Origin of the sequence: Nocardia abscessus (genome assembly GCF_015477775.1) — a bacterium.
GTDB classification, from domain to species: domain Bacteria; phylum Actinomycetota; class Actinomycetes; order Mycobacteriales; family Mycobacteriaceae; genus Nocardia; species Nocardia abscessus_A.
In genome coordinates this window covers 68,096-87,612 of record NZ_JADLQO010000004.1, presented here as the reverse complement: position 1 = coordinate 87,612, position 19,517 = coordinate 68,096, and the positions used below count along the sequence as shown (strand labels likewise).

The 19,517-nt window shown below is 70.5% G+C and carries 16 protein-coding genes; all 16 read left to right on the top strand.

The window, feature by feature from the left end; genetic code table 11:
• Nucleotides 1–8 precede the first annotated feature (8 nt).
• A complete protein-coding gene (locus IU450_RS13315; RefSeq protein WP_195150121.1) occupies nucleotides 9–533 on the top strand; it encodes a phage tail protein in 525 nt (174 codons plus the stop codon).
• 4 nt (nucleotides 534–537) lie between these two features.
• Complete coding sequence (locus IU450_RS13310; RefSeq protein ID WP_195150120.1) at nucleotides 538–1,203, top strand: hypothetical protein; 666 nt, start codon at nucleotides 538–540, stop codon at nucleotides 1,201–1,203.
• A complete protein-coding gene (locus tag IU450_RS13305; protein ID WP_195150119.1) occupies nucleotides 1,200–1,913 on the top strand; it encodes a hypothetical protein in 714 nt (237 codons plus the stop codon). The genes IU450_RS13310 and IU450_RS13305 overlap by 4 nt, the downstream gene beginning before the upstream one ends.
• A 76-nt stretch (nucleotides 1,914–1,989) precedes the next feature.
• On the top strand, nucleotides 1,990–3,228 hold the full coding sequence (locus IU450_RS13300) for a DUF4255 domain-containing protein (RefSeq protein ID WP_195150118.1): 1,239 nt from the start codon (nucleotides 1,990–1,992) through the stop codon (nucleotides 3,226–3,228).
• Complete coding sequence (locus tag IU450_RS13295) at nucleotides 3,228–5,336, top strand: ATP-binding protein (protein ID WP_195150117.1); 2,109 nt, start codon at nucleotides 3,228–3,230, stop codon at nucleotides 5,334–5,336. Before IU450_RS13300 ends, IU450_RS13295 begins: the two co-directional genes overlap by 1 nt.
• Nucleotides 5,333–5,605, top strand: coding sequence for a hypothetical protein (locus IU450_RS13290; RefSeq protein WP_195150116.1), 273 nt, complete (start codon nucleotides 5,333–5,335; stop codon nucleotides 5,603–5,605). The genes IU450_RS13295 and IU450_RS13290 overlap by 4 nt, the downstream gene beginning before the upstream one ends.
• Before the next feature lie 318 nt (nucleotides 5,606–5,923).
• Nucleotides 5,924–7,786: a DUF4157 domain-containing protein gene (locus IU450_RS13285; protein ID WP_195150115.1), complete on the top strand. Its 1,863-nt coding sequence runs from the start codon at nucleotides 5,924–5,926 to the stop codon at nucleotides 7,784–7,786.
• Complete coding sequence (locus tag IU450_RS13280) at nucleotides 7,783–8,415, top strand: hypothetical protein (RefSeq protein WP_195150114.1); 633 nt, start codon at nucleotides 7,783–7,785, stop codon at nucleotides 8,413–8,415. The genes IU450_RS13285 and IU450_RS13280 overlap by 4 nt, the downstream gene beginning before the upstream one ends.
• Nucleotides 8,416–8,424: 9 nt before the next feature.
• Complete coding sequence (locus IU450_RS13275; RefSeq protein WP_195150113.1) at nucleotides 8,425–8,766, top strand: LysM domain-containing protein; 342 nt, start codon at nucleotides 8,425–8,427, stop codon at nucleotides 8,764–8,766.
• The gene (locus IU450_RS13270; protein WP_195150112.1) at nucleotides 8,759–9,880 is read left to right on the top strand and encodes a hypothetical protein; all 1,122 of its coding nucleotides are present in this window, start codon (nucleotides 8,759–8,761) and stop codon (nucleotides 9,878–9,880) included. Before IU450_RS13275 ends, IU450_RS13270 begins: the two co-directional genes overlap by 8 nt.
• Nucleotides 9,877–10,395 (top strand): phage baseplate assembly protein V, encoded by a 519-nt coding sequence (locus IU450_RS13265; RefSeq protein ID WP_195150111.1) that lies wholly within the window; start codon nucleotides 9,877–9,879, stop codon nucleotides 10,393–10,395. Before IU450_RS13270 ends, IU450_RS13265 begins: the two co-directional genes overlap by 4 nt.
• Before the next feature lie 12 nt (nucleotides 10,396–10,407).
• Nucleotides 10,408–10,746, top strand: coding sequence for a hypothetical protein (locus IU450_RS39700; RefSeq protein WP_228834532.1), 339 nt, complete (start codon nucleotides 10,408–10,410; stop codon nucleotides 10,744–10,746).
• Nucleotides 10,743–11,111, top strand: a complete 369-nt coding sequence (locus IU450_RS40580) for a GPW/gp25 family protein (RefSeq protein WP_324197656.1) — start codon at nucleotides 10,743–10,745, stop codon at nucleotides 11,109–11,111. The genes IU450_RS39700 and IU450_RS40580 overlap by 4 nt, the downstream gene beginning before the upstream one ends.
• A 139-nt stretch (nucleotides 11,112–11,250) precedes the next feature.
• Nucleotides 11,251–14,037: a putative baseplate assembly protein gene (locus tag IU450_RS13255; RefSeq protein ID WP_195150109.1), complete on the top strand. Its 2,787-nt coding sequence runs from the start codon at nucleotides 11,251–11,253 to the stop codon at nucleotides 14,035–14,037.
• Complete coding sequence (locus IU450_RS13250; protein ID WP_195150108.1) at nucleotides 14,034–17,366, top strand: putative baseplate assembly protein; 3,333 nt, start codon at nucleotides 14,034–14,036, stop codon at nucleotides 17,364–17,366. Before IU450_RS13255 ends, IU450_RS13250 begins: the two co-directional genes overlap by 4 nt.
• On the top strand, nucleotides 17,363–19,516 hold the full coding sequence (locus tag IU450_RS13245) for a hypothetical protein (protein ID WP_195150107.1): 2,154 nt from the start codon (nucleotides 17,363–17,365) through the stop codon (nucleotides 19,514–19,516). The genes IU450_RS13250 and IU450_RS13245 overlap by 4 nt, the downstream gene beginning before the upstream one ends.
• Nucleotide 19,517: the final 1 nt, after the last annotated feature.

The following is a 19,517-nucleotide window of genomic DNA, read 5'->3' as shown; positions in this document are numbered from 1 at the left end:
TTGAAGTCATGGCCGAGGGCAAGACCAAGCGGCGGGACCCGTTCAAGAACTTCCGTTTCCGGGTGAAGTTCAGCGGCGGCAACGAGTACATGCTCGGCGTGAGCAAGGTGACCGGATTCAAACGGACCACCGAGGTGATCAAGCACCGCGCCGGCGGCGATCCGGCCACCAGCACGAAGCTGCCGGGCCGCACCGAGTACGACCCGATCGTGCTGGAGCGCGGCGTCACCACCGACAAGGCGTTCGAGCGGTGGGCGAATCGGGTGTGGAGCTTCACCAATGCGGCAGGTGGGCTGGAGACCTCGCTGCAGGACTTCCGCCAGGACCTGATCGTCGACGTGTTCAACGAGGCGGGCCAGAAGGTGCTGTCGTATCAGGTGTTCAACTGCTGGGTGTCGGAATGGGCGCCGGTCTCCGACCTGGACGCCAATGCCAATGCCGTGGCGATCCAGCACATCCGGCTCGAGAACGAGGGCTGGGTGCGCGAGGACCTGCCCGAGCCCGCCGATGTCTCCTTCACCGATCCGGCGTGATGCGATGTCCGGGTACAGCGAGGCCGAGCTGCTCTCGATCTGGGAATCGGCGGCCGGGCAGGGCCCGATCGGGCGGGCGCTGGTGCTGGCGGTCGCCGGTGGGGCCGACGCGCGCACCGTCACGGATCTGAGCATCGGCCGTCGTGACGAGTTCGCCCATGCCCTGCGCGAGCGCTGGCTCGGCGGCGGATTCGACTGTGTGGTGCAGTGTCCCGGCTGTGCGGCTGAGCTGGAGCTGGCATTGACCGCCGCGGAGCTGCGCCGCGACCGCGCCGAGACCCAGCCGACGGACGTGCCGTGCCGGGCGATCACCTCCGCAGATCTGCTGGCCGTGGCGAATTCCGCGGATCCGCGTCGAGATCTGTTGCGCCGGTGCACCATCGATCCGGCCACGGTGACCGACGGCGAGCCGGGCGCGATCGTGGCGGCGGTGGCGGCGCTGGACACGCAGGCCGATGTGACGGTCGAACTCGATTGTGCCGTCTGCGGACACGAATGGTCGGCGCCGTTCGAGATCAGCGGATTCCTCTGGGCCGAGCTGGACGCGCACGCGCATCGCCTGCTGTCCGAGGTGCACGCCCTGGCCTCGGCGTACGGCTGGTCGGAGGCCGAGGTCTTGGCCGTCGGCCCGGCCCGGCGGCGGCGCTACCTGGACATGGCGGCGTCATGACCGATTTCGTCGATCGACTGCTGGGCCGCGGTGGGACTGCGGCCATCCGGCCGTTGATCCCCGCGCTGTTCGAGCCGCTGCCGGTGCGGCGGGGCGACGAACCGCTGGAGATGGGGACGTTCACCGATACCTCGCGAGACGAACCGGTCGGCGCCGCAACCGAATCGGTGGGCGCGCCCGGGCGAGATCCGCGGCCGGTCCGGGTCGTGGAGATGCGCGAGCCCCTGCCCGCCGATCGTCCGCGTCCGATCCGGGTCATTGAGCACGAGCTCCGGCCCGACGAGCGTCCGCCGCGGACCGTCGAGCAGGTGCGCCCCGGGCTCGCTCGGCCGGTGACCACGCGAGAACCAACGACGCAACCGCAATCACGCGAGCAGCCACCGCCGCACACACCGCTCGACGCTCCGACGGTGCCGTCGCCGCCGAGGCCATCCGAGACGGTTCCGGCCGTGCATGCGAAACCACGTCGTAATCAACCTGTTTCATCGCCTGCACCGCTCGCCGCCTCGGCCGCGCCGGTGACGCGCCGGGCCGCGGCCACCCGAGCCGGTCGCGCGCCCGAGCCCGAGGTGCGGATCAGCATCGGCCGAGTGGAGATCCGCTCCGTCGCCGCGGCCACCGAGCCGACCCGCCGGAGCGACCCGCCGCGGCGTCCGAACCTGAGCCTCGACGACTATCTGCGCGATCGTGACGGGGGTGATCGGCCATGAGCGAGCGCAGCGAGCGAATCATTCGACACAGCGCGCGGCCGCGCATGATCGCGACGAGCCTCAGCGGGGCGCGATCATGAGCGACGCGCGCGCCATCGAGGCGGTCACCAAGACGCTGCTGCAGCTCATCGACGATGCCGTCAACGACACCGGCCAGGGCTTCGGTGGCGGGGTGAAGGTGATCGCGCAGCCGCCGCACGAGGTGCGCACGGATATCGAACCGCTGCAATGCAATCTGTTCCTCTACCGCACCGAGGTGGACGCCGCGCTGCGCAACGAGGATCCGCTCGATCTGCGGCCGGGGGAGTCAGGCGATCCACCCCTGCCGCTGGTGTTGCACTACCTGATCACCCCGTACATCCAGGGCGGCAAGGATCCCGATGCGCATCGGGTGCTCGGCCTGGCCGTGCGCGCCGTGCACGAGCAGACGCTGCTCAGCCCCGCCAGGCTCACCGACTCCGGCCCGTTCAGCAATGTCGCGGCGCAGCTGGACCGGATCCGGATCACCTGGCAGCCGCTGGCCGAGGGCGACATCTATTCGCTGTGGTCGGCCTTTCAAGCGCCGTACCGGCTCTCGGCGGCGTTCGAGGTGCGTGCGGTGCTCATCGACAGCAGGCGCCCGCCGCGCACCCCGGTGCCGGTGCTCGAGCGCGGCGCCGCCGACGAGGGACCGGTCGTGCGCGGCGACGTGGCCTCGCCCTTCCCGCGGCTGGATGCCGCCGCACCGCCGAACGGCCAGATCGCCGCGCGGCCCGGCGATACCGTCGTGCTGCACGGCGCGAACCTCGCGGCGGCGACGGTCGAGGCGCAGCTCGTGCACCCGCTGCTGCCCGATCCTGTCGTTGTCTCGGCATCGCAGGTCGCCGCCACCGAGGTCGGATTCGTCCTACCGGCCGCGGGAGTCCCGGCGGGCCTGTGGTCGGTGGCTCTCGAACTCACCGATACCGTTGCCGGACAATCGGTCTCGACGACCACCAATGCCATACCACTCGGTGTCGCACCGCGGATCAGCAGCCCGCTGCCGATGAGCGTGGCCCGCGACCCGGCCGGTACGGCAACGGTCCACCTCACCTGCGATCCGCCCGTCCGGTCCGGCCAACCGGTGTTGCTCCTCGTCGACGGCCGCGCGGTGCCCGAGCAGCGGACCGGCACCGCCACGCCGATCACTGGAACGGCACTGATATTCGTGATCACCGACGCGCAGCCGGGGGAGTATCTGCTGCGGCTGCGGATCGCGGGCGTGGACAGCCTCCTGGTGGATCGCTCACAGCCCAAGCCGCGCTTCGACCCGGCCCAAACCCTGACGGTGACGTGATGAGCGAGACCCTCGATCGCGACGAATGGGAAACCGCCAACGGCCGATTCCTGGCGGCGTCGCTGGCCTGGATCAGGCTGCTGCTGTGCCGTCGGCTCGACGAGCGTGCCGGTGCCAGGGAACAGCCCAGGCGCGGGTGGGGCGGGTGGCGCGGCCGGGACGACGACGCGGCCGGCCGGGAGATCGAGGATCGGATCGCCACCGCCGCGGCGGATGTGGCGGCGGCCGAGGACATCTCGCCGCCGCCCGCCCTGGCGCAGTTGGCGCGGCGGCTCGGGCTGTCGCGGTTCGAACGGGACACGGTGCTGCTGTGCGCGGCCGTGGAACTCGACCCGGCGGCGGGTCCCCTGTGCGCCCGCGCGCACGGTGACGGGCAGCTGCGGTGCCCGACATTCGGTCTGGCCCTGGCCGTCCTGCCGAACCCGGCGTGGGAGGCGGTGTCGCCGCGGTCCGGGCTGCGACTGTGGCGGCTGGTGGAGATCGCCCAGCGCGCGGGCGAGGGCATCGTCACCGCCGGCCTGCGCGTCGACGAGCGAATCGTCAACTACCTCAAGGGACTCGACCATCTCGACAACCGACTGGCACCCCTGGTCACCGGGCTGGAGCCCGCGACGCATCCGCTGCCGCCGTCGCAGCGGCTGGTCGCCGACGAACTCGCCCGACAGTGGCGCGGGGCCGCGGAGGCCACGCCGGTCGTCCAGCTGGCGGGGGTAGATCCGGCCGCCAAACAGCTGCTCGCCGCGCAGGCGGCCGCCGACACCGGGCTCCTCGCGTATCGGCTGCCCGCCGCGCTGCTGCCCACTGCGCCGGTCGAACTCGACGACCTGGCCCGGCTGTGGGATCGCGAGGCCGCGCTCGCGCCGCTGACGCTGTATCTGGACGCGCAGGAGGTCGACGAGACCGGCCCGGATCATCCGCCCATCGAGCGCTTCCTGTCTCGTCTGGGTGGACGGTGTGCGCTGGCGACCCGGGAGAGCTGGTCGGGGGCGGGACGCCGCACACTGGTGCTGGACGTGGCCCCACCGACGCCCTCCGAGCGCGCGGCGGCCTGGCGTGAATCCCTGCTGCCCGCCACCGATCCCGGCGTCATCGACGCGCTGTCGGCTCAGTTCGCGTTGCAGGACAACGATATCCGCGAGCTGGCCCGCACCGTCGAGGGCGATGCCGGCGCAGCGTGGCGGTCCTGCCGCGCGCGAACCCGGCCGCGGATGGACGCGCTGGCGCAGCGGCTGGAACCCCGGGTCGGCTGGGACGACATCGTGCTGCCGGAGTCGGTGCTGGCGCTGCTGCACCAGATCACCGACCAGGTGTCGCACCGGACCACCGTCTACGAGGACTGGGGATTCGGGGCCCGCATCAACCGTGGTCTCGGGGTGAGCGTGCTGTTCTCCGGGCCGAGCGGCACCGGCAAGACGATGGCCGCCGAAGTGCTTGCGGCGCAACTGAACCTGGATCTCTACCGGATCGATCCATCCGAGGTCGTGGACAAATACATCGGCGAGACCGAGAAGAAGCTGCGCCGCGTGTTCGATGCCGCCGAGAGCGGCGGATCGATCCTGTTCTTCGACGAGGCCGACACCTACTACGGCCGGCGCAGCGAGGTGAAGGACTCCCACGACCGTTACGCCAACATCCAGATCAACTATCTGCTGCAGCGCATGGAGACCTACCGCGGCCTGGCGATCCTGGCCACCAACCTGCGGGGCGCCCTGGATCCAGCATTCCTGCGCCGGCTGCGGTTTATCGTGGAATTCCCCTTCCCCGGCGTCGAACAGCGAAAGGCCATCTGGGAGAGGTCGTTTCCCGGCGGCTCGCCCGTGGCGGGCCTGGACTTCGACCGGCTGGCCCGGCTGCCGGTCAGCGGCGGCATGGCGCGCAATATCGCCGTCAACGCGGCCTTCCTCGCCGCGGCCCGCGGCTCGGACATCACCATGCGCGAGGCACTGTCGGCGGCACGGTCGGAATTCGAGAAGCTCGAACTGCCGATCCGCGACCGCGACTTCGTCGCGGACCTCGGGGGCGGGGCGGTGTCGGGCGATCTCGGGGTCAGGGGAATATCGGGCGACTCCAGGGCCGCGGCCGTGCTGGAGGAGGGGAGCGCATCATGACCATCGAGGTGCAGATCGACCGGCTCGTGCTGGACGACAGTGTGCGGCACGGTATCTCGGGCTCAAGTACGGCGGCGGTGCGGGAGGCCGTGCGGGCCGAGCTGGCCCTGCTGCTCGCGGCGACCCCCGCAGCGACGTGGCGGGCGGGCGCACGGCGCCGAATCACGGTGCGGTCCACCGAGACCGCCGCCGATGCGGTCGGATGGGGCGGAGTCATCGCCCGATCGGTGTGCGCGGGGCTGCTGGGCGGCGAACGGAGCGGGCGATGACGGCCTGCGATCGGTACGGCCCGACGTTCGCCGCCACTCGAATCTGGTTGGGAGCGTGAGCGAGATGACCGAGGCCCAGCACCAGCACTGCCGCCCGCAGCGAACCGAGCGGTCCGCCGCGCCGATGATCGCCCCGCTACTACCGGCTGTCGCCGCCGATCGCGGCCGGGCTGCGGCGGCACGAACGGCTCCGCGGGTTCGTTCGCGTCGCTCTGATCGCGCCGCTCGCGCGGGCCGCGGCGGCGTGTCTGGAACGGAGGGACCGATGAGCGGCTTTTCGGTGTGCGCGGGGCCGCTGGGCGGCGAACGGAGCGGGCGATGACGGCCGGGTATCCGGGACCGCACTCCGCGGACCATGTGCCGACGGTTCGCCCGCCGGTCAGCCGAGATCACGACGCGCCACCCGATGCCGTCGGTGATGCGCTCGCGCGTCCGGGACGGCCCCTGGCGGCCGATGAGCGGTCGCGGATGGAGAACCGGTTCGGGCGCGACTTCAGCGCGGTCCGCGTGCACACCGACCCCGGGGCGGCCGACTCCGCCCGCGCCATCGATGCCCGGGCCTACACCGCCGGTAAGGACATCGTCTTCGCCGCAGGCGAATACCACAGCGGTACAGCGGAATCCGAGCGGCTGCTGGAACACGAGCTCGGGCACACCACCGAGCAGCGCCCACTGTCCGGCGCGGACTTCGGCGACCTGCGGGTCGGCGGGCGAGACGATCCGGCGGAGTCGTCGCCGGGCGACACGATGCGCGCCGCCACCGCACCGATCGTGCGCCGCCAGCCGGGCGGCACGCCTGTGCCGCCCGCGCACGCCCGCGGGCACGCCGGCGAACAGGGCATGGGATTCACCGGATATCGCGCCGAGGACGGCTGGATGTTCCTCGAGGGGCCCAGCGGATCCGCGGGCCACGGCATCACCGCCTCCGGATTCGACGGCGTGGCCGTGCAGACCAAGGGCGCGCTGGAGATCCACATTCTGGACAACAAGTCGCTGCAGCGCGAAGGGAATGTGGCCAGCGCCAGCGCGCTGACCAAGAACCTGGGCCAGAATCTGGACGGCTTGATCAACCGCATCAATTCCAAGGACTTCGACGACGTGCCGCGCATCGCCGAGATCCGCACCGAACTTGCCGCGGCGCGAAAGGCATTGGCGGACGGGCAGAAGCTACCGAAGACGGTCCGCCTCATCGTCACCAATGTCGGCGGCCGGTCGACGGGTGTGACAGCCCGTCTCGCCGGTCAGGGCGTCGAGTTCCGCGATCTCAACGCCCTGCCACCGGCGAAGGTGCCCGCGAAACCGGCCCCCGCCAAACCCGCGGTGCCCAAGGCGGCGCCGAAAGTGGCCGCGCCGCATGCCGGGGAACCCCATGCGCCCGCGCCGAAGGTCGCACCCAAGGTGGTACCGAGCCCCACAGTGCGGCCGGGACCGGGGCGCACCGGCGGCGGGGCCGGCGCGGGTGCCGGCCTCGCGGTCGGTGCCGCGGTGGTGGAGGTGATCGGGCAGCTCGTCGTGCAGCATTACGTCCAGGACATTCTCGACGAGAAGAACGCCGAGGCGTTCACCCGCGACCTGGGCAAGCAGCAGGGCCGCATCGACAAACTGATCGAGTCGCAGCGGGCGACCATCGACCGGCTCGCCGCGGCGAAGGCCGCGACCTACGTCAACATCACCCTGCTGGTGCGGTATCAGACCGACGTGTCGGGCCAATTGGGCGGGGGCACCGCCTATATGGGAATGGACCTGAAAAGCGTGGTGATCACCGGCAACCGCATCGAGAAGGTGACTGTCACGGAGGCCTCCCGCAGCTGGGGCTCCGTGGCGCGCGAAGTCTATCTGGGCAGCTCCGAGCGCTTGATCTCGTTCTCGCTCAGCTACCCGGATCTGCAGATGGCGAGCAAGGAGGATCCGGCCTCGGCCCGAGGCGGCGACTGCTTCATCGCGACCGCCTGCTACGGCTCGCCGACGGCGCCGGAAGTGGTGGTGCTGCGTGCATTTCGCGACCGCATGCTACGCCCGCACGTGGCGGGACGCGCATTCGTGTGGCTGTACTACCGGATGTCACCGCCGCCGGCGGAGTTGCTGCGGCGGCACGAGCGGCTGCGCGGCGTCGTCCGTACCGCCGCGATCGCGCCGCTCGCGCGGGCCGCGGCGGCGTATCTGGAACGGAGAGATCGATGAGCGGCTTCCCAGGGCGCGCGAAACCGGTGCGCGGCGGCTTCGTCCTCGTCGAACCCGATACCGGGCGGCCGAGGAAAACCATTCCGTTCCAATTCAATCCGGACACGCTCACCCGAACCCTGCAACCCCAGGGCATCGGCAACGAGCCGGGGGATCGGCTGGAGGCGCTGCGGTTGAAGGGCCCGCCGCACGAAACGCTGAAGTTCGACGCCGAATTCGACGCGGCCGACGCCGCCGGCAAGTATCCCGACGGCCTGCACCCGGTGCTCTCGGCCCTGGAGCTGAGCATGTATCCCACCGTGGCGCAGCTGCGGGAGGAGGACCAGCTGGCCGGGCAGGGCACGCTGGAGATCGCGCCGGTGGAGTCGGCGCTGACCGTGCTCGTCCTCGGGCCCAATCGTGTTGTGCCCGTGCGAATCACCGATTTCACGGTGACCGAGGAGGAGTTCGATCAGGCGCTCGCGCCGATCCGCGCCAAGGTGAGCATCGGGGTGCGCGTCCTGACCGTCGACGATCTGGGTTATCGGCACAAGGGCGGGCTGCTGTATCTGGCCTACCAGTCGCAGAAGGAGCGCTTCGCGCAACCGGTCGACTCCGCACTCGGCACGCTCGGCGTGTCCTCGATCTAGGGGTATGACGTGTTCTCCGCAACCAGTCGCTACCAAGGCATTCCGACCGCCGTCCACCACACCCCGGACGGTCGTGAGATCACCTACGTGCGCCGCCGCATTCTGCCGCACCCCGAGGATCTCGCCCAGATCGGCAGCTACACCGTGCGGCCCGCGCAGCGGCCGGATCTCGTCGCGTTCGCGGTGTACGGCGACGCCGAGCAGTGGTGGCGGCTCGCCGACGGCAACGGGGCCGACGACCCGGACGAGCTGACCGCGCGGCCCGGCCGCATCCTGCGGGTGACGCTGCCGCCGCAGGTCCCGGCGGGTGGTCTGGTCGCCGACGTGGGGGGCGGTGGCGGGCATGGGTAAGAGCCTGCGGGTGCAGCTGCTGATGGGCGCCGTCGTGCCGCTGCCCGTGCCCCGCGAGCTCATCGATGCGCTGCAGTCGGTCCAGGTCACCACCAGCGCCGGCCAGCGCAGCGGTTTCCAGCTGTCGTTCGCGGTGAGCAAGAACTCGATCATCACCGACACCCTGCTGCCGACCGGACTGCTCGACCCGCCCGCCCGCGTGGTGGTCGTCGGGCTTCTCGGAGGGCTGCCGCAGGTGCTGATCGACGGGGTCGTCACCCGGCACGAATGGGGGCCGTCGGAGACCCCCGGGCAGTCGACGCTGACCGTCACCGGCGAGGACCTGACGCTGCTGATGGATCTGCGGCACGAGCACGAGTGCTATCCGGCCATGCCGTTCAACGTGCGGGTCATGCTGATCATGCTGAAATACGCGCGCTACGGAATCATTCCGGCCGTCGTGCCGCCGGTGATCGTCAGCGTGCCCAATCCGCTGCAGAGCATTCCCGTCCAGTCGGGCACCGATCTGGAGTACGTGCAGGCCCTGGCGTCGGAGGCCGGGTATTCGTTCTTCCTGATTCCGGGCCCCGTGCCGGGGGTGAGCACCGCGTACTGGGGTCCGGAGGCCAGGGCCGGAATCGTGCAGCCTGCCCTGACCGTGAACAGCGACACGGCGACGAATGTCGAATCGCTGTCGTTCGGCTTCGACGGCCTAACGCGCACGCAGTACACCATTCGCTTCACCGAGCCGAACACCAAACTTGGTATCTCCGTGCCGATTCCGGACATTTCGCTGCTGCGTCCGCCGCTGGCTCCGCGTCCGGCGATCGCGCTGCGCGAGCAGCCGCTGCCCGATGTCGACGATCGGCCGATCACCGACATCGCCTTGCGCGGGTTGAGCCAATCGACGCGCGGCGCCGACGCGGTGACCGCCCAGGGCAGGCTCGACGTGCTGCGCTACGGCCATGTGCTGAAGTCCCGCAGCCTGGTCGGCGTGCGTGGCGCCGGGATCAATTACGACGGACGGTATTACGTCTCCAGCGTCACCCATGACATCAAACGCGGTGAATACAAGCAGAGTTTCACCCTCACCCGCGACGGTTTCGGTCCCCTGATCCCGAAGGTGCTGACATGACAACGGATGCCAAGAAGTTCCCGCACATCTACCGGGGCGTCGTGGTGAACAACGTCGACCTCACCGGTGGCAATCGGATCATGGTGCGGGTGCAGGACGTGCTCGGCGGCGACCCGTGCATCTGGTGCGAGCCGGTGACCGCGATCCCGGGCATGGTGGTGGTGCCGAAGATCAACGACGGCGTCGTGGTGCAGTTCACCGACGGCGACATCGACCGCGCCAAGTGGACTGGGTTCTGGCCGAGCGATCTCGATCAGATCAAACCCATCGCCGCCGCCGTGCCGCCCGGGGTGCCCAAGGTCGTCATGGGGACCTCGCTGCAGAACAGCCTGCTGATCACCGACGCGCCCGGCCCGACCGGCGGCATCCAGTTGCAGATCAAGGCTCCCGGCGGGCCCTCGATCAAGATCAGCGAGGTCGGCATCGTGCTCTCGGCCGGTCCGGCCGGCGCGTCGATCACGATCACCGCCGCCGGAATTCTGATCAACGGCAAGACCGTCACCATCGCTCCGTGAAGGGGGTGGACAATGCCTGGCTTCGTAGTGGATTTCGGGACGCAGATGACGTGCCCGCACGGCGGCAAGGTGAGCTTCGTGCCCGCCGGACCGCCGCTGGCGCTGATCGCGGGTAAACCGGTCGCGACGGCGGCGGATCAGCTGCTGGTGACGGGCTGCTCGCTGACCGGCTCGGCCCCGCCGTGCACCAAGGTGCAATGGCTCAATGTGGGCACGACGCTGATCGGCGGCAAACCCGTTCTGCTGCAGTCGACTCCGCCGCCCGGACCGGGCAACGGCACCTGCCTCGGCTCGGCCACCCCCGGCCCGCCGATATTGATGACCGTCCAGATCCAGGTCATGGGGATGTGATCGCCGTGGACATCGCCTTTCCCTTCGCCCTCGACGCCCGCGGCGGCACCGCGACCGCGGACTACCCCGACCACGTGCGGCAGATGATCGAGCAGCTGCTGTTCACCCGGCCGGGAGAGCGGGTGAACCGGCCCGAGTTCGGCTGCGGCCTGCTGGATCTGGTGTTCGAGCCCAACAGCCCGGAATTGGCCGCGGCCGTGCAGGTTTCGGCCGAGGGTGCGCTGATGCGCTGGCTCGGCGACGTCATCACCGTGCAGCGGCTGACGGTCACGGCCGAGGACTCCACGCTGCGCGTCGAGATCGAGTACGTGCTGCTCGCCACCGGGGCGCGGCGCACCGATGTCATCGAAGGGAGTGCGGCATGAGCGAGCGAATCATCGAACACAGCGCGCGCACGCGCATGCTCGCGCCGAGTGCCGGCGAGGTGCGAGCATGAGCGTCAGGCCCGGAGGCGGCAGCTCGCGTAACCACGGAGGGTCCGCGTATGCCGCCGATGGACACAGCATGAACGCGCCCGTTGCCTGCTCGGACGAGCGCCGCCGCGCGGCGGTACGTGCGCACGGACACAACGGCATCGACTCGGTGGACGTCGGTGTGGATCGGCACGAGTTGACCGTGCTGTTCTTCGGTCCGGCTCCCGAGGATCCGGCCCCGCGCAACTTCCGTATCGAGGGGGGTGTGCAGGTCACCGGGATTCGGGTCGTGGGTGTCGATCCGGTTGCCTGCGAGGATCCGGAACTCGCGGGAAGCGTTCGACTGCATGTGGATCGGGTGGGCGACCTGTCCACCTATCGGTTGCGGGTCGTCGGGCTGTGGGGCTTCGATTCCCGCTACACCAGCGCCGAATTCCGCTTCGTCACAGGCTGCGACGACCTCGATTGCGCACCGGCATGTCAGTGCCCGCCCGAGCCGGAGCCCGCGGTGGCGATCGACTATCTGGCCAAGGATTACGCGAGCTTCCGGCAGCTGCTGCTGGAACGCATGAGCCTGATCATGCCGCGGTGGACCGAGCGGCACGTCCCCGATATCGGCATCGCGCTCGTGGAACTGCTTGCCTACGAAGGGGATCGGCTCAGCTACCGGCAGGATGCCGCGGCGACCGAGGCCTATCTGGACACCGCGCGGCTGCGCAGCTCGGTGCGCCGGCACGCGCGGCTGGCCGACTACGTGATGCACGACGGCTGCGCGGCCCGGGCCTGGGTGTGGGTCGAGGTGTCCCACGATGCGCGGCTCGAGCCCGCCGATCTGCGGTTCGCCGCGGGCGCACAGACCTATCGGCCGATCGGGCCGGGAGAGCTGGCCTTGCGCCGGGCGCACAACCGGATCGAGCTGTGGACCTGGGGCGAGCACGAGTGCTGCCTGCCGATCGGTGCGACCTCGGCCACCCTGGTCGACGGTTGGCGGGTCGGTGAGCAGGCCGCACCCCGCCGGCTGCGGCTGGTGCCGGGGGACGTGTTGATCCTCGAGGAGCTGGTCGGCCCCAAGACGGGTCTGGCGGCCGACGCGGATCGCACCCACCGGCAGGCCGTCCGGTTGATCTCGGTGACCGAGACCACCGACGAACTCTACGGCGTCGCCTTGCTGGAGGTGACCTGGGCACGGGCCGACGCGTTGCGATTCCCCTTGTGTATCAACAGCATTGGCGGACCGAACTGCTGTGATCTGACCGTCGCGGTGGCCCGCGGCAATGTCGTGCTGGTCGAGCACGGCGGCACCACGGTCACCGAACGGCCCGAGGTGCCGGTCGTCGACTCCGACGAGCCGGGCTGTCCCGATACGCCCTGCTTCGGCTGTACCGACGTCACGAAACCGGCACACCGGCCGCACTATCCGCCGCTCGTGATTCGATTCCGGCCTCGGCTGCAGCAATTCCCCGTCACGCAGGCCGCGCCGTTCCCGGCGCCCGCCGTGGTGGCTGCCGAGCAGGCCCGCTGGCTGCGCGGACTGCCGGGGCGGGTGCGGTTGCGGCTGCGCGCGCTGCGCGACAAGGCGGTCCACGGCGAACTGGACGATGCCGACATCGCCTATCTCGCCACCATATTCGGTGCCCAGACGCTGCGCCGGGTGCCGCTGAGCGAAGCGCCCGCACCCGCGCTGACGCTGCTGTCGGCCCGATTCGACGAACTGCTGGCGGGCAAGCTCGCCCGTCTCGATCACCTGGTGCATCGGGCCCGCGGCGGCTACCTGCTCTCCGCGGACAAGCAGGGGTGGGAGATCCGGGAGCACTGGGGCGATGCCGAGGGGCGGGCGATCGACCCGGACAATCCGGCGTTCCACGGCTCGGCCGCCGCGGCGCTGACCGTCGATCCTCGCGCGGCGCTGCCCGTGGTCACTGTGGTCGACCGGTGGGGCGACACGTGGTGGCCCCGACGCGATCTGCTCGACAGCGGCCCGGACGACCGGCATTTCGTCGGCGAGACCGACGACGACGGCTACCTGATCCTGCGGTTCGGCGACGGCCGCAACGGGGCGGCGTTCGAGCCGCTGGACCGGCCGCCGCGAATCGACGAACCGCACACGACCGTCACCTACCGCGTCGGCAACGGCCGCGCGGGCAATGTCGGGGCCGAGGCGATCGACCGCGTGCTGACAGACGTCGACGACACGGGAATCGTCAAGGTGCGCAACCCGATCGCCGCGACGAGCGGAACCGATCCGGAGCCGGTCGCGGATGTGCGCATGCAGGCGCCGCACGAGGCCCGCCTGCGACAGCGGCGCGCCGTCACCGCCGCCGACTACGCCGCCGTGGCCGCGACGGTACCCGGCGTGCGGGCGGCCGCGGCCGATCTGCGGTGGACCGGCAGCTGGTACGAGGCCCAGGTCGGCGTGCTGCCGTTCGGTGCGGCGGTCGCGCCGTCCTGGTTGCTCGACGACGTGCGCGCGGCGCTGCACCGGTATCGGCGCATCGGCCACGATCTGGCGGTGTCGAGCGCGGTCACGGTGCCGCTGGATCTGGTGCTGTGCATCGATGTCGCACCGGACCATTTCGCGGGCCACGTCCGCGCGGCCGCGCTGCGGGTGCTCGGTGCGGGGCCCGGCGGGTTCTTCGATCCCGAGGGTCTGCGCTTCGGCACGCCGATTCGGCTCAGCCGGATCGTCGCGGCCGTGGTCGCGGTGCCGGGCGTGCGCAGCGCCGAGATCACGACGGCGGAGCGGCTTTTCGGGCCGCTCGGCACCGCGCTGGACACCGGCGTGCTGCCGCTGGGGCCGCTGGAGGTGGCCCGGTTGGACAACGATCCCACGCGGCCGGAGCACGGCCGGCTGCGGCTGAACCTGGTAGGTGGGCGATGAGGTGCGCGGGTGGCTGTGACTGCGGCAACTGCTGCGACGGTGTGCGGGCGCGCACCCCGGTGGTGTCCTACAACCGGCCGGGGTTGCCCGCCGTGAGCTATCGGGTCGGCACCTACGGCAGCTTCCGGGAATCCCTGCTCGCCCGGTTGTCGAGCCGACCGGAGTTGAACCGGTTGACCACCCGCGAATCCGACGATCCCGCGATCGCGCTGCTGGACTGCTTCGCGGTGCTCGGTGACGTGCTGACCTTCTATCAGGAACGGATCGCCAACGAGGGTTATCTGCGGACGGCGACCGAGCCGTATTCGCTCACCCAGCTCGGCCGCCTGGTCGGCTACCGTGCCCGACCGGCTCTGGGCGCGAGCACGTATCTCGCGTTCACGCTCGATCCCGGTGCGGCCACGGTGATTCCGATCGGTTCCGGCGCGCGCAGCGTCGCGAAGCAGGACGAGCTGCCGCAGACCTTCGAGACGGTCGAGGAGCTCTCGGCGCGCGCGGAATGGAACAGCCTGGCGCCCGCGCTCACCCGGCCGGTGGACATCGCCTACCACGCTCCGAAGGATCCGCCCAGCAGTCTGCCGAACGATGTCCGCACCAAGCAGACCGTTTACATCGCGGGCACCACGGCGAATCTGAAGGCGGGCGACCGTTTGCTGTTCCTGTTCGGTTCCACACCCGACACCTCGGTGCGGGTGGTCCAACGCAGCGAACCGGATTTCCTGGCCGACCGCACGGTGGTGACGCTGGAGTCACCCGACGACGCGCTGGCCGCCGCGATCGTGGCGCTGAGCGAGGCCGTGAAAGCGGCGCGCGGCGCGAAGCCGGTGGCGAAGTCGGCGGCCGACGCCGACCGGCAATACCTGGAGCCGTTGCAGGACGCGCTGGATGATCTGGACGGCACCAGCCTGCCGCTCCACTTGATCGACCGTCTGGCGGAGGCGAAAGCCTTTGCCGCGGTGCGCGACTCGTGCGCGGTCGTCGACTGGTTCGCCGACTTCGTACAGCAGGTGATCGAGACCGGCCGGGTCGTCGCCGAACTGCTCCGGCAGGCCGATCGACAGCTACCCGGCGAACTCGCCACCACCCGATGGATGGCCTACGAGACGCTGTGCCCGGGCTGCGGGGGCGACCGGGCGGGCTTCGCCGAAGGTCACGCGATCGCATCCGACGGCGAGGACTGCTCCGACCGCGAACGAGACTGTGACGCGGGTGCGGCGCTGGCCGCGCTCACCCCGGTGCTGCCGTGGCTGCGCCGCGATCCGTCACGGCCGCCGCGTAAGCCCCGCGACGTCGCCGCCGCGACCGCCGATCAGTTCCGGCCGGATGCGGACCTACATTCCAAGCTGCTGATCGCCGCGGATCGCCGCTTGGCCCCGAATCTGCACCGCGCCTGGGCGCGTCAACAACTCACGGCCCCAACCGAACTGGTCGGACTGCAGGTGCTGCGCACGAAGGCGACCGTGGCGACGGGACCCGCCGAACATCCGGTCGCCGAGGTGTGGCTGGACACGGTCTACGACCAGATCCTGGTGGGCAGCTGGGTGGTCGTCACGCTGGCGGACTGCGACCCGAACGGTAGGCTGATCGGGTTACGGACCGAAGCACACCAGGTCACCGACGTGGTGCAAACGGTGCGCACCGAGCCCGTGCCCGGCAATGCTGTGGCGCCGGTGTCGATTCCGTGCACGGTGTTGACCGTGGCGGGCACCGATTCGTGGAAGGACAAGTGCGTCGATCTGGTCGACGGTCCGATCCCTGGTACCGCGGTGTGGGCGCAGGGCGAGGCGCTCACACCGCTCGGCGACCCCATCACCCACGACATCGCGGGCGCGGAAATCGAACTGGGACAGGTCTATCAGGGCCTGCAACCCGGCCGCCTGCTCATCGTCGCGGGTGAGCGCACCGATGTGCCCTACACCAGCGGTGTCCGCGCCGCGGAGGTGACCATGCTGGCGGGTGCCCGGCAGCGGGTGAACCCGAACCAGCCCGGCGCGGCCCTGCGCACGGTGCTGGAACTGTCGGGAGAGCTGGCCTACCGGTACCGCCGCGACACCGTCACCGTCTACGGCAATGTGGCCGAGGCGAATCAGGGTGAGACCCGCCGCGAGGTGCTCGGCGCGGGCGATGCGACCGTGGCGGGGCAGTCCTTCCCGATCCGGCAGATCTCGGCCGCCACCCCGCTCACCGCGCAGCCCGCGAACAATCCGGCGGGCTTCGACGACACGCTGTCGGTATCGGTCGGCGGACTGCGCTGGCACGCAACGGAATCGCTGATCACCAGCGCGGCGACCGACCGCGTGTACGCCACCGACATCGCCGTCGACAAATCGGTCACCGTCCGCTTCGGCGGCGGCGTGCACGGGGCCCGTCCCGCGACCGGCGTCGACAACGTCACCGCGACCTTCCGGGTCGGCGCGGGCCGCTCCGGCAATGCGGCGGCCGAGCAAATCGCCCAGCTGGCCGGCCGCCCACTCGGGGTGAACGCGGTCACCAATCCCGTTGCGGCGGTGGGCGGCACCGACGGCGACGGCCCCGACGACATGCGCGCGACCATGCCGCTGCGCATGCTGGCGCTGGATCGGCTGGTGTCGGTGCGCGACTACGAGGACTTCACCCGGGCCCGCGCCGGCATCGCGAAGGCCGCCGCCCGCAAGCTGTTCGACGGACGGACCGAGGTCGTGCACGTGACGGTCGCGGCCATCGGCGACGGCCCGATCGATCCGTCGGCGCAGCTGATCGTCAGCCTGGAGCGGTCGCTGCGCGAGTTCGGCGACATCGGCGTCCCGGTGCGGGTGGCCGTGCGGGAGCTGGTACTGCTCATTCTGCGGGCGGGTATCGCGGTGCTGCCCGACTACTCCTGGGATCTGGTCGAACCGGCCGTGCGTGCCGCGGTGCTCGACGAATTCTCCTTCGCCCGCAGGCATTTCGGCGAGCCCGCCTGTCTGAGCCGCGCGATCGCGGCCATGCAGGCCGTGCCGGGCGTCGACTACGTCGACATGGAGGTCTTCCACGGCGTCCCCGGTACCGTCACCCCGCTGGAACTGCTCGCCCTGGCCGCCGAACTCACCGGCGTCGAGCACCGCGTCACCGCCGCCCCGGCCGAATTCCAGGAGATCGCCGTCGAGGTGCGCGACGACGAGTCGCTGACCGATTTCGCCCTGCGGTCCGGCCTGAGCCTCGCCGAGATCGCCGACCTCAATCCGGGCCTGGACGACATCGACATGGGCGGCGGCGAGTCGCTGACCGTCTTCCGGGGCATTCGGCCCGCCCGGATCGCCGTGCTTCCCGGCGACGTTCCGGAAGCCCTGACCCTGCGGAGGATCTCGTGACCAGAGCACCCGACCGGCTGTTCGAACTGCTACCGCGCGTCTATCAATCCCGCGACGAGGACGAGGGCGACGCCCTGCGCGCGCTGCTGGGCGTCATCACCGAACAGGCCGACCTCCTCGAGGCCGATATCGAGCAGCTGGGTGAGGACTGGTTCGTGGAGACGTGCCAGGACTGGGTGCTGCCCTATCTCGGTGAGCTGATCGGGTTCCGATCCGCGCCCGGCTTGTCCGAGGCGCTGGCGACGGCGACGGACGAGGCGCGCAAGCTGCTGGCCGTCATCGCCGCTCGCCGCGACGTCGGCCACGCCGTCGGCAACCGGCGGCGCAAGGGCACCCTGGCGCTCCTGGAGGAGCTGGCGGCCGACGCCGCCGGATGGCCTGCCCGCGCCGTGGAATTCCGGCGGCTGCTGGGCGTCACGCAGGCAATCCGGTTGTACGGGCGCGACCGTCGCGCCGACGCCCGGCGGCTGGGTCGGGGCACGATGGTCGATGTGCACCGGGTCGACGCCCTGGACCGCGTCGACGGGCCGTTCGACTCCCTTGCCCACACCGTCGATGTGCGCCGCATCAATTCCCCACGCGGACACGGGCGGTACAACATTCCCGAGATCGGCCTGTTCGTGTGGCGCCTGCGCGCCTACGCGATCACCGGCGCACCGGCCTACTGCGAGGACCGCGCCCGCGCCCATTTCACCTTCAGCATCCTCGGCAACGACACCCCGCTGATCACCCTGCCCGAGCGCGAACCGGCCCCCACCCATATCGCCGACGAGACGAATGTGCCCGCCTTCATCCGGCGCCACGCGTTCGCCGAACGATTGGCCGACTACTACGGACCGGGCAAGAGCCTGTGCCTCTACACCGCGGCCGGCGACGAGGCCACCGAGCACCGGGTCGTGCCGTTGTCCGCGATAGTGCCCGCCGACCTGTCCGGCTGGCGCTACCGGCCGCGGCCCGGGCAGGTCGCGATCGATCCGGTCCTGGGCCGCATAGCCTTTCCCGCCCGGCGCGCGCCCGGCACCGGCGTGTGGGTGGACTACCATTACGGCTTCTCCGACGATCTGGGCGGCGGCGAATACCGCCGGCCGGTGCGTCCACGCGTGACCGACTACCTGTACCGAGTGGGTCCGGGACAGAGGTTCGCCCAGATCACCGAGGCGCTGCGGCAATGGCAGACCGACAAGGACGAGCACCCGGCCGCGCACGTGGCGGTGATCGAACTGGTCGGCAGCGGCGCGTATCAGGAGCAACTGGAGATCCGCCTCGACGACGGCGACCATCTCACGCTGCGTGCCGCGCAGGGCGCGCGCCCGGTGATCCGGCTGCTCGACTGGTACAGCAACCGCCCCGACGCGCTGCGGATCATCGGCCCCACCGGTGATTCCGACTGCGAGTCGCCGCCCACGGTGATCCTCGACGGCCTGCTCGTCACCGGCCGCAGCGTGCGCGTGCAAGGCCGCATCGGCACCCTCGCCGTCCGGCACACCACCCTGGTCCCCGGCTGGACGCTCGACGAGCGCTGCCGCCCGGAGAATCGGGAGGAGCCCAGCCTCGAGCTCGTCGACACCACCGCGTGCGTGGAGATCGATCGCAGCATCGTGGGCACCATCGTGGTGGACGCCGACCAGGCGCGGCGCGAGCCGAATCGAATCTGGTTGTCCGACAGCATCATCGACGCCACCGAGGACTGCCTGCCCGCCCTCGTCGGCGCCGGGGACGGTTTCGCCTTCGCCGAAGTGAGCGCCCGCCGCTGCACGATCCTCGGCGAGGTGCGCGCCCACTCGGCCGAGCTGTTGGAGAACACGATCGTCACCGGCGACGTCCGCATCGCGCGACGGCAGACCGGGTGCTTGCGCTTCTGCTGGCTCCCGCCGGGCTCCCGCACGTCCGCGCAGTTCCATTGCGAGCCAGCGCATTCCGGTGATCCCGAGCGTGTCGTGCCGCGGTTCACCAGCATCCGCTACGGCACGCCCGGGTACTGCCAACTCGCGACCTGGTGTCCCGACGAGATCCGCCGCGGCGCAGATGACGGCTCCGAGATGGGCGTCTTCCATGACCTGTTCCAGCCGCAGCGCGAGGACACCCTGCGCCTGCGGCTGGACGAATACACCCCGGCCGGAACCGATTCCGCCATCCTCATCGTCACCTAGG